24 protein-coding genes, 1 pseudogene and 2 riboswitches are annotated in these 24,608 nt (G+C 41.6%); of the genes and pseudogenes, 10 read left to right on the top strand and 15 right to left on the bottom strand.

The annotated features are described in order from the left end of the window. Positions 1–79: 79 nt before the first annotated feature. A riboswitch (cyclic di-GMP riboswitch) is annotated at positions 80–168 on the bottom strand. A 299-nt stretch (positions 169–467) separates the two neighbouring features. After that, positions 468–1,178, top strand: coding sequence for an RsfA family transcriptional regulator (locus tag AAHB12_RS17640; protein WP_129727428.1), 711 nt, complete (start codon positions 468–470; stop codon positions 1,176–1,178). A 157-nt stretch (positions 1,179–1,335) separates the two neighbouring features. Beyond that, positions 1,336–2,172, top strand: a complete 837-nt coding sequence (locus tag AAHB12_RS17635; protein WP_129727427.1) for a lipoate--protein ligase family protein — start codon at positions 1,336–1,338, stop codon at positions 2,170–2,172. Positions 2,173–2,295: 123 nt separating this feature from the next. Here the strand turns inward: AAHB12_RS17635 and pta are convergent, their stop codons facing one another. After that, a complete protein-coding gene (gene pta, locus AAHB12_RS17630; RefSeq protein WP_129727426.1) occupies positions 2,296–3,267 on the bottom strand; it encodes a phosphate acetyltransferase in 972 nt (323 codons plus the stop codon). Positions 3,268–3,479: 212 nt separating this feature from the next. Here pta and hemQ point away from each other — a divergent pair, with 212 nt between their 5' ends. The 3 genes from hemQ to gerQ all read left to right on the top strand — a co-directional run bounded on the left by hemQ (position 3,480) and on the right by gerQ (position 5,330). Beyond that, entirely contained in the window at positions 3,480–4,223 is a 744-nt protein-coding gene (hemQ, locus tag AAHB12_RS17625) for a hydrogen peroxide-dependent heme synthase (protein WP_342046255.1), read from the top strand. A 194-nt stretch (positions 4,224–4,417) separates the two neighbouring features. Further along, positions 4,418–4,846: a cell wall hydrolase gene (locus tag AAHB12_RS17620; protein ID WP_342046254.1), complete on the top strand. Its 429-nt coding sequence runs from the start codon at positions 4,418–4,420 to the stop codon at positions 4,844–4,846. 22 nt (positions 4,847–4,868) lie between these two features. Next, positions 4,869–5,330 carry a spore coat protein GerQ gene (gene gerQ / locus AAHB12_RS17615; RefSeq protein ID WP_342046253.1) on the top strand — a complete coding sequence of 154 codons (462 nt, stop codon included), beginning with the start codon at positions 4,869–4,871 and terminating at the stop codon, positions 5,328–5,330. A gap of 136 nt (positions 5,331–5,466) precedes the next feature. Here the strand turns inward: gerQ and AAHB12_RS17610 are convergent, their stop codons facing one another. The 3 genes and pseudogenes from AAHB12_RS17610 to AAHB12_RS17600 form a co-directional block, all read right to left on the bottom strand. Beyond that, on the bottom strand, positions 5,467–5,838 hold the full coding sequence (locus AAHB12_RS17610; RefSeq protein ID WP_342046252.1) for a DUF423 domain-containing protein: 372 nt from the start codon (positions 5,836–5,838) through the stop codon (positions 5,467–5,469). A gap of 467 nt (positions 5,839–6,305) precedes the next feature. Then, complete coding sequence (locus tag AAHB12_RS17605) at positions 6,306–6,575, bottom strand: YwdI family protein (RefSeq protein ID WP_342046251.1); 270 nt, start codon at positions 6,573–6,575, stop codon at positions 6,306–6,308. A 17-nt stretch (positions 6,576–6,592) separates the two neighbouring features. After that, positions 6,593–6,748 (bottom strand): annotated as a pseudogene (locus AAHB12_RS17600) (potassium channel family protein); the annotation flags it as partial. Positions 6,749–6,822: 74 nt separating this feature from the next. On the opposite strand from AAHB12_RS17600, the gene AAHB12_RS17595 reads away from it, so the two are divergent. From AAHB12_RS17595 to AAHB12_RS17580, 4 genes are all read left to right on the top strand, one after another. Then, complete coding sequence (locus AAHB12_RS17595) at positions 6,823–7,239, top strand: BlaI/MecI/CopY family transcriptional regulator (protein WP_342046250.1); 417 nt, start codon at positions 6,823–6,825, stop codon at positions 7,237–7,239. Beyond that, positions 7,236–8,096 (top strand): M56 family metallopeptidase, encoded by an 861-nt coding sequence (locus tag AAHB12_RS17590; protein ID WP_129727419.1) that lies wholly within the window; start codon positions 7,236–7,238, stop codon positions 8,094–8,096. The genes AAHB12_RS17595 and AAHB12_RS17590 overlap by 4 nt, the downstream gene beginning before the upstream one ends. A 61-nt stretch (positions 8,097–8,157) precedes the next feature. Beyond that, positions 8,158–8,580 carry a DoxX family protein gene (locus AAHB12_RS17585; RefSeq protein WP_129727418.1) on the top strand — a complete coding sequence of 141 codons (423 nt, stop codon included), beginning with the start codon at positions 8,158–8,160 and terminating at the stop codon, positions 8,578–8,580. Between the two features lie 133 nt (positions 8,581–8,713). Beyond that, on the top strand, positions 8,714–9,535 hold the full coding sequence (locus AAHB12_RS17580; RefSeq protein ID WP_342046249.1) for a Cof-type HAD-IIB family hydrolase: 822 nt from the start codon (positions 8,714–8,716) through the stop codon (positions 9,533–9,535). Positions 9,536–9,770: 235 nt separating this feature from the next. Here AAHB12_RS17580 and AAHB12_RS17575 read toward each other — a convergent pair whose 3' ends face one another. The 9 genes from AAHB12_RS17575 to AAHB12_RS17535 form a co-directional block, all read right to left on the bottom strand. Beyond that, positions 9,771–10,700, bottom strand: a complete 930-nt coding sequence (locus AAHB12_RS17575) for a DMT family transporter (RefSeq protein ID WP_342046248.1) — start codon at positions 10,698–10,700, stop codon at positions 9,771–9,773. Between the two features lie 290 nt (positions 10,701–10,990). Next, the gene (locus tag AAHB12_RS17570; RefSeq protein WP_342046247.1) at positions 10,991–11,671 is read right to left on the bottom strand and encodes a uracil-DNA glycosylase; all 681 of its coding nucleotides are present in this window, start codon (positions 11,669–11,671) and stop codon (positions 10,991–10,993) included. A gap of 582 nt (positions 11,672–12,253) precedes the next feature. Further along, complete coding sequence (locus AAHB12_RS17565) at positions 12,254–13,246, bottom strand: ABC transporter permease (RefSeq protein ID WP_129727414.1); 993 nt, start codon at positions 13,244–13,246, stop codon at positions 12,254–12,256. Next, positions 13,239–14,156, bottom strand: a complete 918-nt coding sequence (locus tag AAHB12_RS17560) for an ABC transporter ATP-binding protein (protein WP_342046263.1) — start codon at positions 14,154–14,156, stop codon at positions 13,239–13,241. Before AAHB12_RS17560 ends, AAHB12_RS17565 begins: the two co-directional genes overlap by 8 nt. Beyond that, positions 14,156–14,968 (bottom strand): SGNH/GDSL hydrolase family protein, encoded by an 813-nt coding sequence (locus AAHB12_RS17555; RefSeq protein ID WP_342046246.1) that lies wholly within the window; start codon positions 14,966–14,968, stop codon positions 14,156–14,158. Before AAHB12_RS17555 ends, AAHB12_RS17560 begins: the two co-directional genes overlap by 1 nt. A 323-nt stretch (positions 14,969–15,291) precedes the next feature. Continuing rightward, positions 15,292–16,218, bottom strand: a complete 927-nt coding sequence (gene thrB, locus AAHB12_RS17550; RefSeq protein ID WP_129727411.1) for a homoserine kinase — start codon at positions 16,216–16,218, stop codon at positions 15,292–15,294. Positions 16,219–16,394: 176 nt separating this feature from the next. Further along, positions 16,395–17,690, bottom strand: a complete 1,296-nt coding sequence (locus AAHB12_RS17545; protein ID WP_129727410.1) for a homoserine dehydrogenase — start codon at positions 17,688–17,690, stop codon at positions 16,395–16,397. Between the two features lie 129 nt (positions 17,691–17,819). Next, complete coding sequence (gene metA, locus AAHB12_RS17540) at positions 17,820–18,725, bottom strand: homoserine O-acetyltransferase MetA (protein WP_129727409.1); 906 nt, start codon at positions 18,723–18,725, stop codon at positions 17,820–17,822. Then, on the bottom strand, positions 18,706–18,906 hold the full coding sequence (locus tag AAHB12_RS17535; RefSeq protein ID WP_342046245.1) for a PLP-dependent transferase: 201 nt from the start codon (positions 18,904–18,906) through the stop codon (positions 18,706–18,708). The genes metA and AAHB12_RS17535 overlap by 20 nt, the downstream gene beginning before the upstream one ends. 113 nt (positions 18,907–19,019) lie before the next feature. Continuing rightward, positions 19,020–19,125: riboswitch (SAM riboswitch) on the bottom strand. A 736-nt stretch (positions 19,126–19,861) separates the two neighbouring features. Between AAHB12_RS17535 and AAHB12_RS17530 the strand changes: the two genes are divergently transcribed. Then, positions 19,862–20,803: an SH3 domain-containing protein gene (locus AAHB12_RS17530; protein WP_342046244.1), complete on the top strand. Its 942-nt coding sequence runs from the start codon at positions 19,862–19,864 to the stop codon at positions 20,801–20,803. 567 nt (positions 20,804–21,370) lie between these two features. On the opposite strand, the gene AAHB12_RS17525 is transcribed toward AAHB12_RS17530, so the two are convergent. Both AAHB12_RS17525 and nagE read right to left on the bottom strand, forming a co-directional pair. Then, positions 21,371–22,351 carry a sugar ABC transporter substrate-binding protein gene (locus AAHB12_RS17525; protein WP_342046243.1) on the bottom strand — a complete coding sequence of 327 codons (981 nt, stop codon included), beginning with the start codon at positions 22,349–22,351 and terminating at the stop codon, positions 21,371–21,373. Positions 22,352–22,478: 127 nt separating this feature from the next. Further along, entirely contained in the window at positions 22,479–24,416 is a 1,938-nt protein-coding gene (gene nagE, locus AAHB12_RS17520; protein ID WP_342046242.1) for an N-acetylglucosamine-specific PTS transporter subunit IIBC, read from the bottom strand. Positions 24,417–24,608 lie beyond the last annotated feature (192 nt).

Genomic DNA, 24,608 nt, shown 5'->3' with positions numbered 1-24,608 from the left:
GGCAGAAATAATGCATCTGCCTGTTTTCCTATTCATATGTATTTTCAAAACGCTCTAAATGGCAGAACTATTAAAAAAGGATGGCAACCAGACGACCATAGAGGAATTTCCTCTTTAGGCTCTAAGCTTTGCGTCCCTGCTTTTCAGCCAGGTTTGCCTTTTACATATCATATAAAAATGTAGTGGGGTATTCTCTTATAGAGAATACTAAGTAAGTAAGTATGAACATATTATACATTTTTTTATAAGAAAAATACATACTCTTTTTATTTTCTCTCTATATTTTCCACTTCCAATCGACCTGAAAAGCTAATCTGAAAGAGAGATAGTATGTTTTACTAGGAACTTCAGAGCCTCTATCTCTGGAAATAATCTACCATTTTTTTAAAAGGTTTGTATAAGACGTATCATTTCCGTCCATCCTAAAGGTAGAAAACACTTTAGAAAGGGATTAAGGAGATGATTCTATGAAGATAAGACAAGATGCTTGGACAGAAGAAGATGATTTGCTTTTGGCAGAAACAGTACTGCGCCATGTCCGGGAAGGAAGCACGCAATTAAACGCCTTTGAAGAAGTAGGAGATAGACTTAATCGCACATCAGCGGCTTGTGGATTTCGTTGGAATGCCGTTGTACGCTATAACTATGAAAAAGATCTACAGGTAGCAAAAAGGCATCGCAAAGAGAAGATGCGTGCAATCGGCGGGGATCAGGCAAAGAAAAAGCTGCTGTATACACCACCAGCACCAGCTCCTGCCGTGCGTACTGTTGATATGGAAGCTGATGAAGTCATAGAAAATACAGTTCTACTAGAAGAACCTTCCTTCACCATGACGGATACTGCTGTTTTTAGTCCAAGGGAGACTTCTTCTCTTACAATGGCAGATGTAATTCATTTTCTGCAATCTTTAGGAAGCTCAGATGTAAAGGTCACTGCATTGGAGCGCGAAAATGAACGATTAAGAAAAGAAATTACTGAATACATGCATAAAAATGAAGAACTAGCAGGCAAAGTTGCCAAGCTAGAGCAAGAATCAACGACGATTCAAGAGGATTACGAAACAATGATGAAAATTATGAATCGCGCCCGTAAGCTCGCTCTTATGGATGAAGAGGAGCGACCAACAACAAGCTTCCGAATGGACCGAAACGGGAACCTTGAAAAAATTGCAGAATGATAGCCGCAGAGGAGATAGCTATATTGCTATCTTCTTTTTTGTTATAATGACTTAAGGAAAGCGGACATAGACCATTTTACCTGCGGGAGACCCCCGTTCAATAAAATCGGCAGCAGTCCATTAAGCTTTATAACCTCATCATAAAGGGGCTACAGACATGCGTGATTATCGTTCTATTTTATCTCAGCCCCAATGGCGCATCATTGACCAATCAAGTCTAGGACCGCAGTTTCAAGCACTGCAGTCTTTCGCGATGGATGATACATTATGTACAACAGTCGGCAGTGGGCTTTCCCCTGCAACGGTGCGCTCTTGGGTTCATCACAATACAATTGTACTTGGCATCCAAGATACAAGGCTCCCGTTTTTACAGGAGGGCATAAACTTTTTACAGGAGCAGGGCTGGAATGTAATTGTACGCAATTCAGGCGGTCTTGCGGTTGTGCTGGACGAAGGAGTGTTAAACATCTCCCTCATCCTGCGCGAAGCCGATAAGAGCATTGATATTAACCTTGGCTATGATGCAATGCTGGGGCTCATTCAAGAAATGCTTCATGATTATGGTGCTGTCATTGAAGCAAGAGAGATTGTTGGCTCCTATTGTCCAGGCAGCTATGATTTAAGCATTGACGGTAAAAAATTTGCCGGTATCTCACAGCGCCGGATTCGCGGCGGGATTGCTGTACAAATTTATCTGTGCGCCACGGGCAGTGGCTCAAATCGAGCTGCCCTCATTCGCGATTTTTATCAGCTTGCGCTAAAGGGAGAGCAGACAAAGTTTGTCTATCCTGTTATCGTGCCGGATGTAATGGCATCCTTATCGGAGCTGCTGAAGACAGACATCACCGTGTATCACTTAATGATGCGTCTGCTGCAAACACTTCAACACTTTACGCCGACGCTCTCACCATCACAGCTGCTTCCTGAAGAGGTCTCAATGTATGAACAAAACCTCCATCGGGTTTTAGAGAGAAACAACAAAGCTCTAGGATAAATACCCAGCGGAAGCGCAGCAGGATAGCGTATACAGAAAACTCGTCACCTGGCGGACAGAGACACGGTTGAACTTATACTTTGTTCCTAAAATGAAAAAAAGCCCAATATGGGCTTTTTTTATTTACAGTGCTTGACCTGCAGTGATTAAAGACAGCTTATATACATCCTCTTCATTACAGCCGCGGGATAAGTCATTTACAGGCATGTTCAATCCTTGTAAAACAGGTCCAATCGCCTCAAAGTTCCCTAAGCGCTGTGCAATTTTGTAGCCGATATTTCCTGCTTCAAGGCTTGGAAATACAAATACATTCGCATTCCCTTCAATAACAGAACCAGGCGCTTTTTGCTTCGCAACAGCTGGTACGAAAGCCGCATCGAATTGGAACTCACCATCCAATGTTAACTCCGGTGCCATTTGCTTCGCAAGCTGCGTCGCTTCTACTACCTTTTCTGTTTCCGGAGATTTTGCTGAACCCTTTGTTGAGAAGCTAAGCATTGCAACGCGCGGGTCAACACCAAACAAAGCTGCCGTTTTTGCGCTTTCTACTGCAATCTCCGCCAAATCCTGGCTGGATGGAGAAATATTAATTGCACAATCAGCAAATACATATTTTTCCTCTCCACGTACCATGATAAACACGCCGGAAGTTTTAGAAACGCCTGGCTTTGTTTTAATGATTTGCAGGGCAGGACGAACTGTATCTGCCGTAGAATGAACTGCTCCGCTTACAAGTCCCTGTGCTTTGCCCATATAAACAAGCATTGTACCAAAGTAATTTTCATCTTGTAATAATTTGCGTGCGTCTTCTTCAGATACCTTTCCTTTACGACGCTCCACAAAAGCTGCTACCATCTCTTCCATTTCATCATAAGATGCTGGGTCATAAATCGTAACACCAGATAGCGCTACATTCAAAGCATCTGCCTTTTGCTTAATCTCAGCTGTATTCCCCACTAAAATTGGGTTTACTAGCTCGTCCTTCGCTAAGCGTGCTGCTGCGCCAAGGATACGCTCATCTGTTCCTTCTGGAAGAACAATCGTCGTTCCCTTTCCGCGAAGCTTCTCTTTTAATGTTGCAAATAAATCACTCACTGTTGTTACCTCCTATGTACTTAACTGTATTTAAGGATACGCCTTTTTTCCTCTAATTTAAACTTTTTCAATTTAAAAAAACGCCCAAAAATAAATGATTATATATTTAGAATGTTCTGACCCCCATTCGCTAGCAGGAATTCCTATTTCTTGATGCTTTTATGGTATAGTAAATATTGTACGAGATGAATTTAAAAATTGAGGTGATTAAGATGAGTGAAGCAGCAAAAACATTAGACGGTTGGTATTGCCTGCACGATTTCCGTTCTGTGGACTGGACTGCATGGAAGCGGTTATCAAGCGATGAGCGTCAGAAAGCTATTTTTGAGTTTTTGGATCTAGTGGAAAAGTGGAGCAAAACAGAGGAAGCAAATGAAGGCAGCCAAGCTGTTTATACAATTGTTGGGCAAAAAGCAGATTTTATGCTCATGCTTTTACGTCCAACAATGGAAGAATTAAACGAAATTGAGACGGAATTTAACAAAACAATGCTTGCTGAATATTTAGTTCCTACATATTCCTATGTGTCTGTCGTGGAATTAAGCAATTACCTGCCTTCTGACGAGGATCCATATCAAAACCCACAGATTATAGCGCGTCTGAAGCCAATTTTACCAAAAGCGCAATACATATGCTTCTACCCAATGGATAAGCGCCGCCAAGGAGACGACAACTGGTACATGCTTCCGATGGAGGAGCGTAAAAAAATGATGTACAGCCACGGTAAAATTGGTCGACAATATGCGGGCAAGGTACGCCAAATTATTACAGGCTCCGTTGGCTTTGATGATTATGAATGGGGCGTAACATTATTCTCAGATGACGTACTTCAGTTCAAAAAGCTTATCTATGAGATGCGCTTTGATGAAGTGAGCGCACGCTATGGTGAGTTTGGCTCCTTCTTCGTCGGCAACATCCTCCCGAAGGAAAAGATTGCAGAATTTTTACACGTATAATGATGGATGCTTCCTGTTTTCGCAGGGAGCATTTTTTGTTGCCTAACTCCTATAAGCTTGATTTTCTTAGTTGTCATATCTCCTTTTCCCTCTCCATACATATGGAATAGCGGTTCTTTTTGATAGCAGCATTCCCTTAAAGCAACAAAGTATAGTTTACTGGCCCGAACTGCCTTTGAAGTGAGGTGAAAGGTATGGGAGTTATTCCATATACCGAAGAGCATGCAAAACTTCTCGCGCGATTGATGAGAGCAGAAGCTGAAAGCGAAGGAAAGCAGGGCATGTTGATGGTTGGAAATGTCGGCGTAAACCGGGTGCTCAGCGACTGCCTGGACTTTAAAAAAATTCGTGATCTCCAGCAAATGGTATTTCAAACTCCGGGCGGCTTTGAAGCAACTCAAAAAGGCTACTTTTATCAACGGGCAAGAGACAGTGATATTGCGTTGGCGCGCCGTGTGATTAACGCGGAACGCTTCTGGCCTGCCACCTATGGCTTATGGTTCTTTAGGCCAGAGGGGGATTGCCCCCCTACATGGTTTAATCAACAGAATTCCGGAAGATTCAAAAAGCATTGCTTCTACCAGCCATCCGGAAGTGATTGTCCGAAGGTTTACTCTATTTAGCTAATCATAGGGAGGGTTTAGGATGAATCAAAATCCATATTATGGATCAGGCTTTTATCAACCATCAGGAACACCAGTACCTGCTTCTGGGCAGAATGGTTATTATGCACAGCAGCCTGCTCAACAAAGTACACAGGCTGTACAGGGCGCGCAGGCTGCACAGGCTGCACAGGCCGCGCAGGCACAGTTCGCAATGGCTTCAGGACAGCTGCCTTTAGAGCAATCATATATTGAAAATATTCTTCGTTTGAACAAGGGTAAGCAAGCAACTGTATTTATGACGTATGAACGAAACAGCTCCCTCGGAACGCAGTCATATACAGGGATTATTGAAGCAGCTGGGCGCGATCATGTTATTATAAGTGATCCTGAATCGGGAAAACGTTATCTCCTGCTCATGATTTATTTAGACTATGTAGAATTCCCAGGGGAAATCAATTATCTTCCGCAAGGGCAAGCTGCAACGTATCCACCGCGGAGATAAAAAGCGCAGTTGGATACCTCCTACTACGCACAAAAGCTGGCAGCCCAAGGGCTGCCAGCTTCTTTTACATAAAACCCTAAGGGACGCTAAGCAGTGAATACCTCTTCGTAAGTAAATCAGGCTGCGCTGCTTTTCTCTATAATCCCTTTACTGCCGCGATCGCAAGCAGCACCCATGCCGTTAAGAAGGCTACGCCTCCAAGCGGTGTAATAGCCCCAAGCACCTTAATGCCAGATACGCTTAATACGTACAAGCTTCCTGAAAATAAAACCGTTCCTGCAACCATAATCCACCCTGCCGCCGTAGTAAGTGAACTACCTGGCAGCTTAGCTAAAAGAAATGCCACCACAAACAAACCAACTGCATGGAACATCTGATATGTAACACCTGTTTTCCATACCTCTAGCATTTTGGCGGAAACTCTACCTTCTAAGCCATGTGCGCCAAATGCGCCAAGTGCAACCGATAAAAACGCACTAATGCAGCCTAAAACAAAAAACACCTTCATATCCTTCACCGCCCTCTTACCTAATCTTAGAAGAATTCACACCGAAAGCCAACCGTTTTGTCTCCTAAAGAAAACTCGTCGATTGGCGAGCCCTGCCTTTGGGCGAAGACAGAGGCGTAGTTGCCCTTATACTGTATTCCTAAAATTTCCGACTACGTCGAATTCACTTCTAGCTGGAAATTTATAAGTTCTTACAGTGTAAAGAAAACTCGCCGATTGGCGAGCCCTGCTCTTGGGTGAAGACAGAGGCGTCGTTGCACTTATACTGTGTTCCTAAAATTTCTCACTACGTCGAATTAGCTTCCGGCTGGAAATTTATACTTTCTTACCGTGTAAAGAAAACTCGCCGATTGGCGAGCCTTGCCTTTGGGCGAAGACAGAGGCGTCGTTGCACTTATACTGTGTTCCTAAAATTTCTCACTACGTCGAATTGGCTTCCAGCTAGAAATCTATACTTTCTTACCGTGCTAGAAATCCAATAAGGAACCTCCGTTTGCGCCTTCTTCCTTTAAAGACACTGGTGCAGGAGAAAAAGAAGGGGCTGTATGAATAGGCCTTTGCTCCAACATTGCTGCTGGCGCAATCTGTGCCTCTTGTTGCTCCTCCAGCACTAGGTCACATAAGGCACGGATGGCAGCTAAATGCTCCCGAACCTTTGCTGTGTTATGCTGCTGCCTTGCAGCCGCAACCTCACTCGTTAATTTGTTTAATACCGCCTCTACAGACACTTGCATCATTGTTCACCTCATTATTTCTATTGATATGCCTTTTCCATTAGTTGTAGCTTTTCTATCGGTCCAAACACTATTATCATATCATGTTCAAGAAGCTTTTCCTCCCTTGTTGAGTTATGAATAACAATATTATTTCAGAGCACAGCTAAAATAGTGACATCAAAACTATCCTTAATTGCTTATATATTCCAAATCTTATACTTGAAATTGGACAACCAATGCACTACAATACGTAGTGGAAGGTGAAAACATGAATATCAAAAATTTCAAGTACGATGAAGTGGGGCTATCCCGTTTTTTTGGACCGTTAGAAGCCAAAATTATGGAGCTTCTCTGGAATGCGGATGAGCTCAGCATTAAGGATGTTCAACAACGCCTTGAGCAGGACAAGCCCGTCAATTTCAACACTGTTATGACTGTTATGAATCGACTGGTAGAGAAAGGAATTCTAAAAAAGAGATTACAGGGAAGACTTTCACTATTTCGGCCGGTTCAATCAAAGGATCGCTTTATCGAAGAGCAATCTAAGAAGATAACAGAGAACTTGCTTGATGAGTTTGGCGGTGTTGTAATCACCCATATGCTTGATGCATTGAAAGATGTAGACAAAAACCTGCTGGATGAATTAGAACATAAAATTCAGCAGTTAAAACAGGATAAGCTATGATGTGGTGTAAAAAGAAGTCGGCCTTTATTCTGGGATTAAGTCTCCTTATTGCGGTTTTTGTATGGAGCCAGATAGGGATGTACTTAGCACATCTCCTATTTGGAGTAAATATTCGTGTAAACTTTTTTAAGTTTTGCATTAGCTTGTTCAAGGAAAGTTCATTTTACTACTTTCTTGTGCTTCTTCTATTAAATGCATTTATTGCCTATACCGTGCTTGTAACACTTATTAAGGTTACAGAGCAGTATATTGTAGCTAAAAAGTTTAAACAGAAGCTAGTCCATCTAAAGAGCATAGAATTAACCAATATCATGAATGAGGAATACAACCGGCAAAATCAAGATATTATGGTCATTCATCACAATCAGTCACTAGCGTTTACAATTGGATGCATGAAACCGTATATCGTTCTCTCAAGCGGTTTAATCGAGATGCTGGAGGACCATGAGCTTGAGGCAGTAATAGAGCATGAAACCTTTCATCAAAGAAACCGTGATCCGCTAAAGGTTTTCATCCTGCAATTAATCTCGCAATCCCTTTGGTTTATTCCGGTAACCAAATGGGCTTACCAAAACTATAAAATTATGAGTGAAGTGCTAGCCGACGGATATGCAATCCAAAGAACAGGTTCTGAGCTAGGTCTAGGAAGTGCCTTGTTAAAGCTCATTAAAAATGGGTTTCACCCAGGCATAGGTCCTGTCTTAATTCACTTCTCGGATGAATCCGTAAATTACAGATTACAGCAGCTGGTGGATCCTCAAAAAACGATACCGGTAAGGCTTAAAACAACATCTATTGTAATTTCTATACATGCGTTATTTCTTTTTATGAGTATGGTTCTAGTAACCATTACTTAATTTTTTTTTTTACCTTCCAACACTACATAGTGTAGTGCAAAAATGAAAGGAGAGATAAGTAATGAAAAATTATCAAGAAATTGGAGCATTTATTTTAAGGGTAGTATTGGGAATCACCTTCTTTGTACATGGTCTAACAAAGTTTCAAAGTGGTTTAGGCGGTCTTGCCGGATGGTTCCAGAGCATGGGCATACCTGGCTTCATGGCATATGCTATCGGTACAATTGAATTAGTGGGCGGAATCGCCTTAATCTTAGGTCTGGGAACAAGAATCATTTCTGCTCTGCTTATTGCCATTATGGTGGTTGCCACTCTGAAAGTGAAATTAGCAGCTGGATTCTTAGGAAATGGACAAGGAGCTGGCTACGAGCTAGAAGTTGCTTTAATGGTGATGGCTCTTCATCTCGCTTTAAATGGAAGCTCCTTCCTATCATTAGATTCTAGGCTTCCTTTTACAAAGGCGCGGGCAGCAGCTAGAGCATAAGAGGAAAATCAATAAATCGTTCAGGAGGGTCTTAGCAGCCCTCCTTTTTATATGGAAAACTTCTAACCTTGCAGCCTACGACTATTGTTGTTAGGATAGTAGATAACACGAACGATGGAAAGGGCTGAATAAGATGTCTTACAAAATGATTGTACTGGATTTAGATGATACACTGCTGCGCGACGACCATACTATTTCTGAGCGTACAAAAAAAGCGCTTATGGATGCACAGGAGTTTGGTGTGAAGGTTGTACTTGCTTCTGGACGTCCCACATACGCGATGCTTGATATTGCAAAGGAACTTCACCTAGAGAAGTATGGAAGCTATATTCTTTCCTTTAACGGCGCCAAGATTATAGACTGCCAAACAGATGAGGAGCTATTCAGCAGTACCCTATCACCAGAAACAACCCATCACTTATATGAAGTGAGCCGCCGTGAGGATATTGATGTTTGGATTCACACATATGTTGGTGACACAATTGTAACTGAGGCAAATAATCAATATACTGAGATAGAAGCAGAAATTACCGGACTGCCAATCGTGGAGGTTGATAGCTTCACAACTGCAATTGATGAGCCTGTTGTAAAAGTATTAATGGTGGAGGCTCCAGAGCGTCTAATTGGAATAGAAAAGCAGCTGCAGGCTGAATTCGCTGGAAAATTATCCGTTATGCGTTCTAAGCCATTTTTCCTTGAATTTACAGAGGCTGGAGTAACAAAGGGTACAAGCCTCAACTATCTGATTCAAAAGCTCGGTATTAAGCGTGAGGAAGTCATCGCAATGGGGGACAGCTACAATGACCAAGCCATGATTGAATTTGCGGGTCTTGGCGTTGCTATGGGGAATGCACCTGATGATATTAAGGCTATAGCGGACCATGTAACAGATACAAATATGAATGATGGCGTAGCAAAAGTTGTTGAGGAATTCGTCCTGACTGTACGTGTTTAATACTCAGACTGCCCTTGCTTTTGAGGAAAACATTCTGAAGACAAGAGCAGGTAGATAAATCCAAAAAAGCTCCCTTCCTAGAAATATAGGAGGGAGCTTTTTGCACTTTAAGAAAGCATAAATTTCTGGCGGGAAGACCATTCGACGTAGTCGGAAATTTTCGGAATACAGTATAAGGGCAACTACGCCTCTGTCTTCGCCTAACGGCTCGCCAGTCGGCGAGTTTTCTTTATTATTATTTCATATATACATGTCTCTTGCGTGCAAAACGTCTCATTAATTCCTCGTACGCACCTGAACCAAGGGTAACGCCTAGGATGATAAATATAAACCCAAGCAGCTGCTTCCATACAATGGTTTCCCCGAGGAAGAGAAGTGAGCCAATTAACGCAAAAAACGGGTTGAAATTAATGAAAATTGACGCTTCCGCTGCCCCAATTTTTCCGACACTATAATTGTAGATCATGTGGCCAAAAGCCGTCGCAAGAAGAGCTGATAGCAAGAAGAGACTCCAAGCAGCGATAGATCCTCTTGTCATGCTAGAAAGCCCGCTTGGTTCTATAATGAGGCTGATGACAAATAAAAGCGCTGAACCAAAGATTAGCATATAGCCCGTCATAAGACGTGGATCGATTGTCTTAGAAGCCTTTTTAATAGTAATAAAGCTGACCGATTGTGACAGGATGGATAAAAAGATATCTATGTCGCCGGAAGAAATATGGTGAAGGCTCTCACCATTCCCTAAAATAACAAATGACACTCCGAAGAAACCAAGCAACACCCCTACTACCTTCAAAACAGTCGCTTTATCCTTTAAAAACAACATTGCAAGGATGGCTGTCAAGAGCGGCGCCATTCCCAAAATCAAACCAGTATTCGTTGCAGATGTTTTCGTTAAACCGACAGATAAAAAATAATGATGTCCTACAACATTAAATAAGCTTCCTATGAAAATATAAAACCATTCTTTTCCCTTTGGCAGACGTACCGCTTTTAAAAAGCCAAGAATGAGAAATACTATACATCCGGCTGTAAAAATCCGAAAAGCTGTCATCGTAACCGGCATAAAACTCGTAACCAATATTTTTGTAGCAATTACGTTCATTCCCCAAAGCAACATGACAAATAATAGCAGACTATATATTTTTGATTTTGACACCGTCATTCTCCTCTTCACTACTAAGATGGAAAAAAGGGAAGAACGGCTTCCCGCTTCCCTTTTCCATTCCTCTATTTTATAATAACTTTCCTGCTTTGTGAATTACTATGTATCCCTGGATTTCCCCGTATAAAGAAAACTCACCGATTGACGAGCCCTGCTCCTGGGCGAAGTTTCAACTGGAAATTTATATATTCCTCCAGCGTAAAACAGAGAAAAAAAGCCCAAAGATCCCTTCATCATGAAAGGATTTCCTTGCGCTTTATAAACCTGAGTAGATCTCGTCCCTCTAAATATTATGAAATATCCGGTATTTCCCAATCAATCTCTGTCTCATGGACACTTTGCAAAAATGCATTTACCTTTGAATATGGCTTGCTTCCAAAAAAGCCTCGATTTGCTGAAAATGGACTTGGATGCGGAGCCTCAATGATATAATGCTGGCTATTTGTAATGAGAGGAGCTTTTGCCTGTGCATGCTTACCCCATAATACAAACACAACTGGCTTTTCCCTCTCATTTAACAGCTGGATGACACGGTCTGTGAACGTTTCCCAGCCCTTTCCCTTATGAGAGTTCGGTTCGCCTTGCCGCACTGTTAATACTGTATTTAACAAAAGAACGCCCTGCTCTGCCCATTTCACTAGGGAGCCGTGATTTGGAATATGGCAGCCAAGATCATCATGTAGCTCCTTGAACATATTCTTTAGTGACGGTGGAATACGAACACCTGGATTCACAGAGAAGCTTAAGCCTTGTGCTTGATTTGGACCATGATACGGATCCTGGCCAAGGATAACAACCTTTACGTCATCATAATCTGTGTAATGTAATGCATTAAAAATCTCATCGGGCTTTGGATAGACAATACGTGTACGGTACTCCTCCTTTAAAAACTCACGAAGGCTTTTATAATATGGCTTTTCAAACTCTTCTTGTAAAAGTGGTTCCCAGTCATTTTTTAGGATTGTCGCCACCCTAACCACTTCCTTTCTTAGTCTCTTTTTAGTTATTTTGCCCATACTTTTCATAGTACACGTTTTAGTTGTTAATCAAAAGAATTGATGATAGAAACTAGTGCTTCTACATATGCAGTATCTTATATGTAAAAGAAAACTCGCCGATTGGCGAGCCCTGCCTTTGGACAAAAACAGAGATGTGTAGTTGCCCTTATACTCTATTCCTAAAATTTCCCGCTATGTCGCATGGTCTCTTGAATAGAAATTTAGGCTTTCTGAAAACGTAAAGAAAAGGCCGACTCCAAGAGATCGACCTTTTTATCTAAATTCGCCCAGATTGGTTCGGCTTCCATAAATAAGGGCAGACGCTGCATTCGGATGCTACGCATCGCTTAGATGAAAATGCATCCTCTGATTATACCGAACGGCGGCAAAGAAGACGCTCTAGCATAAGTCCTATTCATGATGATAGCTCTGAAAAAACACAAGAGGTTGCATCGCTTTCTCCTCGTTATGAATAGGCCTTCTCGTATGATCCGAACAATACATTATATGAACAAGCTTACCTGTAAGACACGGACAAGTTCCTTAATTCCTTGCCTAACTTGTCATATCCTGCTTCGTAAATACAAAAAATGACACAAACAGTGAGACGGCTGCCCAAGCCGTTAAATTCAGTAAAGAAAAACTCATAGATAATCCCTTTAATGCTGGAAGCTGTCCAGACAAGTAATCGGTAAGCGATAAGTTAACACTAAAAATATACTTCGCTCCCTCCCAGGACGTTGCAAAGTTGCTTAAAATATTCCCAGCGATTAAGCCAGCAAGCATCACTCCCATACCAGCTGGTGTATTGCGGATAAGCACCGAAATCATAAAGGAAATCGTTCCAATCACAACCGCCACAAACCAAGCTAATCCATATGCCATCATAACGTACATCCACTGCGGAACAAGGTGAACGAAGTTTGTATTCAAGCTTTCGTTTTCGATTACAAACCCGGTTAAGACAGGAAGCATCCATCCCGAGTAGCCAAATACAATCCCCGATAGAAGATAAGCGATGATACCGACAAGCAGCAAAATCAGCGAAACAAATAGCAGCATCGTGACATATTTGCTCAAAAGCACCTTCCACCTTCGAACCGGTCTGGTCAAAAGCATTTTAATCGTCCCGTCACTCCGCTCTCCTGAAACAATATCAATTGCAACAATCATGACAAGCAACGGCACAAATAGGGTAATGCCCTGTTCGATAAAGGCTCTTGTAAAGGTTGGAGCTCCCGGCGCATTTGGATTAATATCATGATCCAAATAATATTGCTGCTGTTCAATACGCACCTTGAGCCATTCTCTCCACTCTTCTGGCAAGCGTGAATTGTTCAAACGATTTTGCGTATCAACAATTTGCTGCTGCAGTGACACTCGCCAATCACTTGTACCGAGGCGCTTCATTGTTGTTTGCACCTCCCTATACTGCGCATATACAAAGATAGGGATTAATACAAGTAAAATCAGGATGATCACAAAGACCCTTTTTTTTCGATAAATCTTCTCTGACTCGTTATAAACTAGCTGCAAAAACTCACGCAATTCCTTCAGCTCCCGTCAGCTCCATAAACAGATCCTCCAAGGTAAATGCAACCTCACGCACACTATGGACATCTATACCATTTTCAATGAGCTGCTTATTGTACATGCTAATTCGTTCAATTGGCATACGGCATGTAATGACATTCTGCTGCGCTGTAAGCTCCCTTACTTCTGCTAAACCTCTTAAAATGCCTTCTGCTTTTTCAACTGGTGTTACAATCCACTCTACTCTATCAGCCGCTTTTTTCACCAAATCTTCAATAGTAGCTACTGTAATCATTTTTCCATGGTTAATGATCGCAACTCTATCGCACATCATTTGCACCTCGCTCAGCAAATGGCTAGAAATAAACACACTCATCTGCTCTTCTTGTACGAGATGATGAACAAATTCACGCAATTCTCGAATGCCGGCCGGATCTAAGCCATTTGTCGGCTCATCTAAAATTAGCAGCTTAGGTTTGCCAAGCAATGCCTGTGCGATGCCAAGACGCTGCTTCATTCCAAGTGAATATGTTTTAACTCTATCGTGAATACGCTTGTCCAAATGCACCATCCGAACAATCTCATGAATCCTCTCATCTGTTACATCTCCAAGCATACGGGCAAACTGCTTTAAGTTCTCCCAGCCTGTTAAATATGTATACAGCTCCGGATTTTCGACAATACTTCCAACCTGCCGCATCGCATTTCGGAACTCCTTGCGTATATCATATCCCGCAATTGCAATCTTGCCCTCCGTTGGCTTAATGAGCCCGACAAGCATACGAATTGTCGTTGTTTTCCCAGCCCCATTCGGCCCTAAAAACCCGAATACCTCTCCTTGCTGTACCTCAAAAGAAATATTCTCTACCAATGTCTTCTTCCCAATTACCTTTTTAAGGCCTTTTACAGAAAGCACCGTTGTCATCAATCTGTCACTTCCTTTTTATCAATACCTAACTGGCTCACAAGATCTTGCAGCAAGCGATTAGCTACTAAAGCATAGCCCTTTTCATTCGGGTGGAAATGGTCAGAATACAATAATTCCTTCCCTCGGCTGTGAAACAGGTCAAATACTGGAATAATATGTACATTTGAAAACTCAAGCGCTGTTCGCTCCAAAGAAGCATTCCAGTTCACGACAACAGCTGAGGAGCCGCTCAATTCCGGTACATCTTCAAATGGGTTATATAAACCAATCCAAAAAATGGGGCAATTTGGATTTACTTTACGAATCAGCTCGATAATATTCTTCGCGTTTGCTTGGAAGGTTGCTTCGTCCGGTCTATATTTCGTTAAATTAAGATTCCCAAGCGCTTCCCAGCCCGGGAATAAATCATTTCCGCCTATTGTAAAAACAATTACATCCGCTTGCTTTATAGAATACTGTACACCTTTATCAGCTAATTGCTTTAGCAAATCCGGCATTTTAGCACCACTTACTGCAAGATTTGCAAGTGAGGTCTTTTGTTGATACTCGCTCTCTAAATGGTTACGCACACGGCCGATATAACCGATTGCTTCTTTATCGCCAACACCACGTGTTAGAGAATCCCCCAAACTAACCAGCTGCAGATTTTTATCATTTTTCTTTACCTTCGTTACTTCTTCACCAGCCTTTGGCATACTAGAAGCCTTCGGGTTCAGTACGTCATTTGCACCAACTATGAATCCGTACAGAAACAAACCGAGAGATACAGCCATAACCGCAAGCAGCACCTTAATCATGATAGGTCTCATGCCTCATCGACTCCATTTTTCTATATAATGAAAACATTACCAATTACTGATATTATAGCAAACAGCAAAAAAGAAACAAAACGATGCAGCAATATGCTAATGAGGATGCAAGAGCCTTCCTAATAAGCTTCTTCCTATCTCAGTACATCCGTTTATTTTTAGATAAAGAAAACTCGCCGATTGGCGAGCCCCTCTCTTGAGCGAAGACAGGGTCGTAGCCCTACTTATAATACTGTATTCCTAAAATTTCCTGCTACGTCCAATTGACTTCTAGCTAGAAATTTATACTTTCTTACAGCGCAAAAAAAAACACCTTAAAAGCATTAGCCTTTAAGGTGTGTTACTGTATTAAAAACAACCTGTACGCCTTCGTTTACAATTTGAAGCCCTTCTACAGCACAGCTTGGGAAGTGTTCCTTCAGCTCCTTGCTGATAAGCTCTCCCGCACCCTTGCGAACGAAGCAAAGTACAGTCGGACCTGCACCGCTTAGTGCATATCCATATATATCCGAATGGCTCGGAAGCGTTTTGAGCACCTGCAGCTCAGCTACAAGCGGTGTACGGTACGGCTCATGAAATAAATCGCGCTTCATTGCCTCCCCCGCAAGCTTCCAGTCTTCCTTCAGAAGTGCAGCTACAAGGAGATTACTAACCCCGCTGCCCTGAATCGCTTCCGCATAGGAAAGCTGACCAGGAAGTACGTTACGTGCATCAGATGTTTTCAGTTCATAAGAAGGAATAATCGCTACAAGCTCCATATCTGTAATGGACTGCTGTACAAGAGCTGCAGATTGCCCATCATATGTGCCGATGACAAGCCCGCCATATAATGAAGCTCCAACATTATCGATATGCCCTTCCATCACGCTTGCAATGTCTAGCTTTTCCTGCATGGACAATTGCAAGTCGCAAAGTATATTCGCAATCTCAATTCCTGCAATAATCGCAGAAGCACTGCTGCCAAGACCGCGTGTCAGCGGAATATCACTTTCTACCTCTAAGCGGCAATATGGTAATGTTTTTTTATATTCGTATGCAACCTCTAAAGCAGTCTGAAACAACAGATTACTTTCATCAGTAGGTGTTCCCTCTAATGCTGGTGACTTTGCCACACAACGCCAGCCAGTATCTTCATACACATCAACTATTAAATATTTACTTACCGCAAGGCCGATCGAATCAAAGCCTGGACCAAGATTGGCTGTACTTGCCGGTACTTGAACGGTAAACATGGGACCGTTTGCTGTCATTAGAAAACAACTCCTTCGGCATGCGCGAACAAGATTCCTTCATCGTTCGGCAATACGCTTGGTTCAAATTTCTTTGTATTTATGCGGTATCTCTTGTGGGAATAGCTATAGCATAGCTGACCTTTTCTGAGTTCGCATCTTTATACCTTATTATTGCGTTAGCATTACTCTTTCTACTACTTTCCTTCTCCCTCAATGCGGTAGCTTGCTTTCACACCTTGTACAACGTTTAAGCCTTCTAGACGCTGTAAGATGGACTTGTAGCTTGTAAGAGAAGTATGGTGCGTAACAAGAACGATTTCCGCAGTTCCTTTTTCCTCAAGGGGTGTTTGAATAATCTTTTCAAAGCTCGCCCCATATTCAGAGAATAATGATGTAACCTGCGCAAATACACCTACTTCGTCTTTCACATGGATGCGAAGGAAATATTTCGCTGTAATTTCGTCCTCATTCTTGAGTACTTTCGGATATTGCGGCGTTACGGTGCTATTGCCGTTCACACCCAATCTCATATTTCTCATCACCGCTACTAAGTCAGAAACGATTGATGTTGCTGTTGGAAGACTGCCTGCCCCAGGACCATAGAACATTGTCTCTCCAACTGCTGCTCCGTACACATACACAGCATTGAATTCATTTTGTACAGCCGCAAGCGGGTGCGTGTTTGGAAGAAGCGTTGGCTCTACACTCACCTCAAGCTTTTCGCCATCGCGCTTCGCAAGTCCAATTAGCTTCATTGTATAGCCAAGCCCTTGGCTATACGCTAAGTCTTCCTCTGTGATCGATGAAATTCCTTTTACGCTAACATCCTTTAGCTCCACATTTGTGGAAAAGCCAAGCGTTGCAAGAATTGTCATCTTACGCGCTGCATCCAAGCCTTCTACATCTGAAGTTGGATCCGCTTCTGCAAATCCAAGCTCCTGCGCTTCCTTTAACACATCCTCATATGCTCTTCCTTCATTTGACATCTTTGTCAAAATGAAGTTTGTTGTTCCGTTCACAATTCCCATCATTTTCGTAATTCGATCAGAGGAAAGTCCGTCCACAATGGTGCGAAGAATCGGGATACCGCCAGCTACACTTGCCTCATAAAATAAATCACATTGATTTTCCTTTGCTACAGAAAGCAGCTCAGTGCCATATACAGCCATTAAGTCTTTGTTGGCTGTCACAACATGCTTGCCATTTTGCAATGCGCGTAAAATATGCGCTCTTGCTTCTTCAAGTCCGCCCATTACCTCAATAACTATATCAATATTCTCATTGTCGATGATTTCCGTTGCATCCTTAGTGAGCATATCAGGGGTAATTTGGACATCTCTTTCTTTTTCTAAGTTCTTCACTAAAATTTTCGTAACTTTGACAGGACAACCGATTTGATGAATGAGGCGATCTTGATGAGCATTAATGATCTTGACCACCCCACTGCCAACTGTGCCGAGTCCTAGTAAACCAACCCGAATTTCTTCCACTATAGTCCACCCCTTTTTTACAAAATGATATTTATGTGCAATTATATAATTTCATGTCGTAAAAAACAATATATTGTCAACATTCTGAATACGTTTTATAATTTTATCCCTAAGAAAACGTTACCACTTTCATAAAATGAATGGTGTTTCCTGGTATACATAATAATTGAGCCAATTGGAAAATAACAAATTCCCATGACTTCTCCACTTCACTATCGGGCTCTGAGTTGGATCATTATCCCGATAATAATTTTTTGGAATCTCAATTTCTAAGCCTCTGCTTATATCACGATCATATTCATTCTTTAACGTATCACGTCCATATTCACTATGACCGAACACAAAAATATTCTTCCCTTTAGCATCAGCGGCAATATGCACACCTGCTTCGTCAGATTCTGCCAAAATCTTCAGCTCTGGTACTTTTATAATATCCTCTTTCCGTACTTCTGTATGCCGCGAATGAGGAGCCCAAAAGTATTCATCAAATCCGCGCATTAGCTGCACATTCTGCACCTGTACCTCATGCTCAAAAATACCAAAGGTTTTCTCTTCAAGCGGGTATTTTGGAATGCCATAGTGATAGTAAATCCCAGCTTGTGCACCCCAACAAATGTGAAGAGTGGATGTTACGTGAGTTTGTGTATAATCCATAATACGTTTTAGCTCTTCCCAATAATTCACGTCTTCAAACTCCATCGTCTCTACCGGAGCTCCGGTGATGACGAAGCCGTCAAATTTCTCTCCTTCTACCTCGCTGAACGTTCTATAAAAGCTCGTCAGATGCTCCTGTGACACATTTTTTGACGTATGTGATTCCATATGAAGCAGATGAACGTCAACCTGCAGCGGTGTATTGCCAAGAAGGCGTAACAGCTGCGCTTCTGTTTCCTGCTTTGTCGGCATTAGATTCAAAATAGCAATCTTGAGCGCACGGATATCCTGATGCTCCGCACGTTCCTTCGTCATAACAAAAATATTTTCCTTCTGCAGGACTTTACCAGCTGGTAAGTCTTTATTCACGATGATAGGCATATTCTTTTCCTCCGGATAATGCTTGATATAAATCTGCAATTAACTCTTCCACCTCTTGAATACCGATGGACAAATGAATGAAGTCCGGTTTGACTCCAGCAAGAAGCTGCTGCTCCTCAACCGTTTGGCAGTGCGCTATGCTCGCCGGGTGAATCGTTTCTTGCTTCCATGCTTCTCCCATTCCCGCACCCTTCTTTCCTCGATATACACTTTCTTAAAAGTATAAAAAAAAACTGCTCCTTTTCCCCGCAGGTAAAAGAAGCAGTTATGTCCAAAATCATCCGGCTCATACCTCTCTTATCTCTCAGGAAATATACCTGCAGGATTTGGCACAATTCCGTTCGACGGCTGTTGCCAAGGCTTCATAGGGCCTGTTCCCTCTGCCTGTTCTTGATAAGTCGTATGCATTCATTAGTGCTGATTGTATCGAAATTAATTGGTACTGTCAACATGTTTTTTAAGGCTTATACGATGTGATCAAAGACTGCATATCGTCAATATGACCGCTGTCCTAACTATTAGCTATCACTGCTCACATCTTAACCTTCTTTATTATATCATCCCGTCATGAACTCAATAGAGAGATTGGAATTCGACATATTAGGCATCTTCTACTTAATATAAAGAAACTTGCTGATTAGCGATCCGTTAGGCGAAGATAGGGGTATGGTTACACCTTGTTCCTAAAGTTTCCTAATACACCGAATTTGCTTCTAGCTGGAAACCTATACTTTCTTACAGTGAAAAAGAAAGCAAACAAGGGCATCGTTTGCTCAAGGTTCTCAATCTTTTTTATCCCCATTATTCTCTGGACCTTTGATTGCGAACTAAAATATCAATAATTCTATACATAAAGAAATAATGTTTGAAATTCGTCTCGTTCCTACATACCTGCCTCTATAAAGGTTTACCGTTTTCTTTTATTTACTTAAGAAAATATTATAATAGATAGAATTTTTAATCAATGATCAAATTTTCTATCATTTACCAAAATAATCCAAATAAAAAGAAGGAAGTCTTTAAATGACTATTGAATATACTCTTCTCATAAGAAGAAAAAATCATGTCTCTGCAATTAATCTACATAATCCTAAGCCTCGGTAATCTATCCATACATACGTTTAGGAGGGTTCCTTATGAAACGTTTATGGTTTAGCCTTATCTTACTGCTCGCTATTTTCCTCCCCCAAGAACCGACTCAAGCTGCCTCGACATCTTCTCAAGTAGTAATTGTTAATACCGCAACAAACAAGCTTGCCCTTTATGAGAATGGAAGTCTAGTTCGTGAATTTTCAGTCGGAACTGGCAAAAGCAGCACCCCTACCCCGTCAGGAAAGTTCACCATTGTAAACAAAATTACCAATCGTCCATACTATACAAGGGGAATTAAAGGAGGCGCTCCAGATAACCCGCTCGGAGATCGCTGGATGGGTTTAAACATAAATGGAACAGCTGGTGATACATACGCCATTCATGGCAATAATAATGAAAGTTCTGTTGGAAAATGGATTACCGGCGGGTGTATTCGTATGCACAATGCTGACATTCATTGGCTATATGACCGTCTAAATACAGGCGCGACCGTCTTGATTAAACGTGCCCAAACTTCCTACGAAGCAATTGCTTCCTCATATGGTGTTACGCTCAGTTCATCTGCCCCAGTTGTCTCAACACCTATATCTAATGGCTCGGGTACAGGTCGTACAACGGCATCAGTAAACATTCGTAATGCGCCAAGCATTACAGCCACACGTATTACAACATTACTACAAAACACAACCGTTACTATTTATGAGACAAGGAATGGATGGTACCGCGTTACAGCTAACAGTGTTTCTGGTTGGGTTTCTTCTCAATATATAACCGTGTCAAACACAAACACCACACCTAACGGAAAGAGCGGAAAAACGACCACTGCATTAAATGTGCGTACTGCGCCGGGTACTACCAACTCGCGCATTACAACGCTGCAGTCTGGAACTACTATCAGTATCTCAGAAACAAGAAATGGTTGGTATCACATATCAGCAAACGGTGCTTCCGGCTGGGTTTCGGCAGATTATGTACGAATTCTGTAGAATATATTTTATCCAAACAGCATCTTCCATCAGGATGCTGTTTTGCGCTTGTTTTTATAAATGTATACTCTTAGAGACGAGTCTATCTGTTAGTCAAAGGGACATATGCAAGAAATACACGTACTGTAACTTACGCAGAAAATCAGGCAGAAGCCTTGCCTAGCAAACCTTTCATATTCATAAATAAAGCGATATGAAACCCGTTACACATTATAACAAAAACACTAATTTTTCGACGGGACTCGTTAAAGGATCATTCTTCAGAAACGAGGCTTTCACAGAAAACAGCCACAAACCTAAAAAAACTCGCTGATTGGCGAGGATAGAGGCATAGCCACATCTAATACTATATCAATAAAACTTCTTACTATGTCGAATGGTCTCCCGATTAGAAATTTATCCTTTCTTAAAGTGGGAAAAAAGCTCCAGAAATACCGGAGCCTTTTACGTATGAATATCATACTATCTTTTTATTTTTCAATTAAAGTACTTCATGTCCCATAGAACTTGCGCAAAATTGCAAGTCGTTTGCAGTAAAGCATTGCTTGTACGTATTTTTAGTACATCTCATTGGATAATTTGTAGTAGTCCATATCTTGGCTTCAATATTGTTTTTAGAAACTCCAATTTCTCTTTTGCATTATCGGTGGTTATGATATCAACTCCACTATCAATCCTTGTTACGACAGTTTCACCGTTGATTGCTCTTAGTGCCTGCTCCACCCCTATATATCCCATATCATAAGGGTTTTGCGCTACGCTGGCATTTATCCTTCTTGTCTGAATGGATTTTATCATGTCTCTAATGCCATCCGTCCCCACAACAGGAATCTTTAAACCCCTTTTTTCGATTACTTTTAACGCAGCTAGAGTTATGGTGTCATCAGTAGCAAATACACCTTTAATATCAGGATGAGCTTGCAAAATAGATTCCATTACTGACTTCACATTCCCGAATTCATCATATCCAGGCTGTTCCGTGACAATTTCAATTCCGGCAGCGTCTAACGCTTCCTTTGCCCCTGTTACGCGTTCACTCGTAACCGTACTGACTGATGTTCCTTCGATAATAGCTATTTGATCTCTAGGATACAGAAGCGAGCCTAATAACTCTCCTGCCTTCTTGCCTAATGTAGAATTATCTGTCCCAATAAAAGTCGTTTGGTCTTTCCATTCAGCGTCCGTGTCTGCAAGCAATACAGGAATGTGTTTTTTGTGATATTCCGCCAATACAGGAATAGCAGCTGATGGCTGACTCGGAGCAACAATAAGTGCATCCGGCTGTTGTTCCAGAACATTTTTCAACATAGTAATCTGTTCTGTGACTCGATATTCGGAAGCAGGTGCTATCACTTTTCCATCTACATCAAAGTCAGCAAATGCCTTATCCGCCCCTGCCTTCATAGATTTCCAATAATCCGTGTTTAAAGATTTCAAAATGACAACAACTTTAGGCCTATCATCTTTTTCAAAAGATTTTCCCATATAGCCGATGAAAGCAGGGAAAAGGATAGCACAAGCCAGAGAGACTATCCAGCTCTTTTTCACAGTTTTTCCTCCCTATAGTGTGGTGCCATAAATCTCCCAAACAAAAACAACCCATTGTTTTTGTTTGCTAATAAATGACCACTGCCGCCTGTGCGGTCAGTGGTCACATAGTCGTTATTTCAAAACATCAAGAATTAGCTACTGCTTCTCTATTAGAAATAGTAATAATGCCTGTTGCTCCTTGTTGTTGTTCCCCTAATTTCTGCAAGTTGAGTTTTTTGTCATCTGTTAAATTTGTAAACACAATTGGCGTCACAATAGAAGGGGCGTTTTGTTGTAAATAGGCACGGTCAATTTTTATAAGCTGTTTGCCTTTTTTGATTTTTTGACCAGCCTCGACAAACACCGTAAAGCCTGCACCGCCCAATTTCACTGTATCTAACCCAACATGAATGAGAATTTCATATCCGTCCTTTGTTTTTAAACCAATAGCATGTTTAGTTGGAAAGACATTTACAACCTCACCATCGATTGGCGAAATTAAAATATCATTAGTCGGTTCAATTGCAAAGCCATCTCCCATCATTTTCGATGAGAATACTTCGTCAGGCACATTGCTTAATGGCATAACATTCCCTGAAAAAGGAAGGATAAAGTCATTTTCTCCTAGGTTAGTGATATCTTCCTTACTAGGAACAGCAGCAGTGTTCTTTTCTCTAGCAATCATAGTCTCTTCCCTTACGGCCCCACCTTTTGCAAACTGCTTCATTGCCTCTGCAACAAATTGAACGTTCGTTCCTACAATAACCTGCAGGCTTTCTTTATTCAGCTTCATAACACCGCGAGCGCCATGCTTTTTCAACGCTGCTTCATTTACTTTTGTCATATCAGCTATAGTTAAACGCAAACGTGTTGCACAATTGTCTATAGATGTGATATTTTCCCTTCCGCCAAGATCTTCAATAAAATAGGCCCCCATGTCTGTATGTTTATCGCCAGTCTGAATTACCGCCTCATGTCCAGCTTCATCTTCCTCAACTTCCTCTTCACGTCCAGGTGTTTTAATATCAAGCTTTTTAATTAAGAAATAGAAAATTCCAAAGTAGAGTACTGCATAGATCACACCAATGAGTAAGATTAATAATGGTTTTTGAGCGATTCCGAAATTTAGAACGTAATCAAGTGCACCAGCTGAAAACCCAAAGCCATGATGAATACCCAAAGCTACCATAAGCCCCATAGAGATGCCTGTTAAAACAGCATGAATTCCATAAAGCACTGGTGCGGTAAACATAAATAAGAATTCAATCGGTTCTGTAATCCCTGTCAAAAAGGAGGTAAAAGCAAGCCCAATTAACATACCGGCAACTGCTTTTCTTCTTTCTTTTTTCGCTGCGGCAATCATCGCAAAGGCGGCAGCAGGTAATCCAAACATCATGACTGGGAAAAAGCCTGTCATAAAGGTCCCCGCAGTCGGATCCCCTGCAAAAAAGCGATTTAAATCTCCTGTTGCCCCATGATATTCACCAAATACAAACCAAACTAAGCTATTTAGTACGTGATGTAAGCCAATTGGAATCAGTAGTCGATTTAATAATCCGAAAATCCCTGCTCCTAATGCCCCTGCCCCCGTAATCCAGTCGCCAAGCGCATTAATGCCCGATTGGATAGGCGGCCAAATAAGACCAAACACTCCAGCTAATATCAACATGACAAGTGACGTGATGATCGGAACAAAACGTTTCCCAGCAAAAAATCCAAGCCATTCAGGAAGCTTCATATCATGAAAACGATTATATAAGACACCGGCAACCGCCCCGGAGATAATCCCCCCGAGAACCGCCATATTAATGTTTTCATTAATAGCAGCCGTTCCTTTTGTGAGTACAAAGTACCCAACTGCTCCCGCAAGTGCCGCTGCGCCATTCCCATCCTTCGCCAACCCAACAGCAATTCCAAGTGCAAATAATAACGCTAGATTTGCAAATACGGCATCCCCTGCTGATGCCATAAATGGAATGTTTAATAGATCTTTTTGTCCTAAACGAAGCAATAATGCTGCCGCTGGTAACACAGCAATCGGTAGCATCAATGCTTTTCCAATCTTTTGTAAGAAGTTCAACATAGATTTTGGCTCCTTTGACGATAATATTGGAAAACGCTTTCCACGAATACATACTAGCATCTATAAATATAGTTGTCTATACCAAATTAAAAGAAAAATATCCCTGAAAATAACTCTCTTCCTTTAATTATTACGTTAATCCCTTTAAAAATTACGGGTTTTTATCTGAATCCGCTTAAAAAAACAACTAAA

The organism is Bacillus sp. OTU530, from assembly GCF_038440375.1.
Note: the sequence above shows the minus strand (reverse complement) of the source record. Positions and strands in the feature narration are given on the sequence as shown.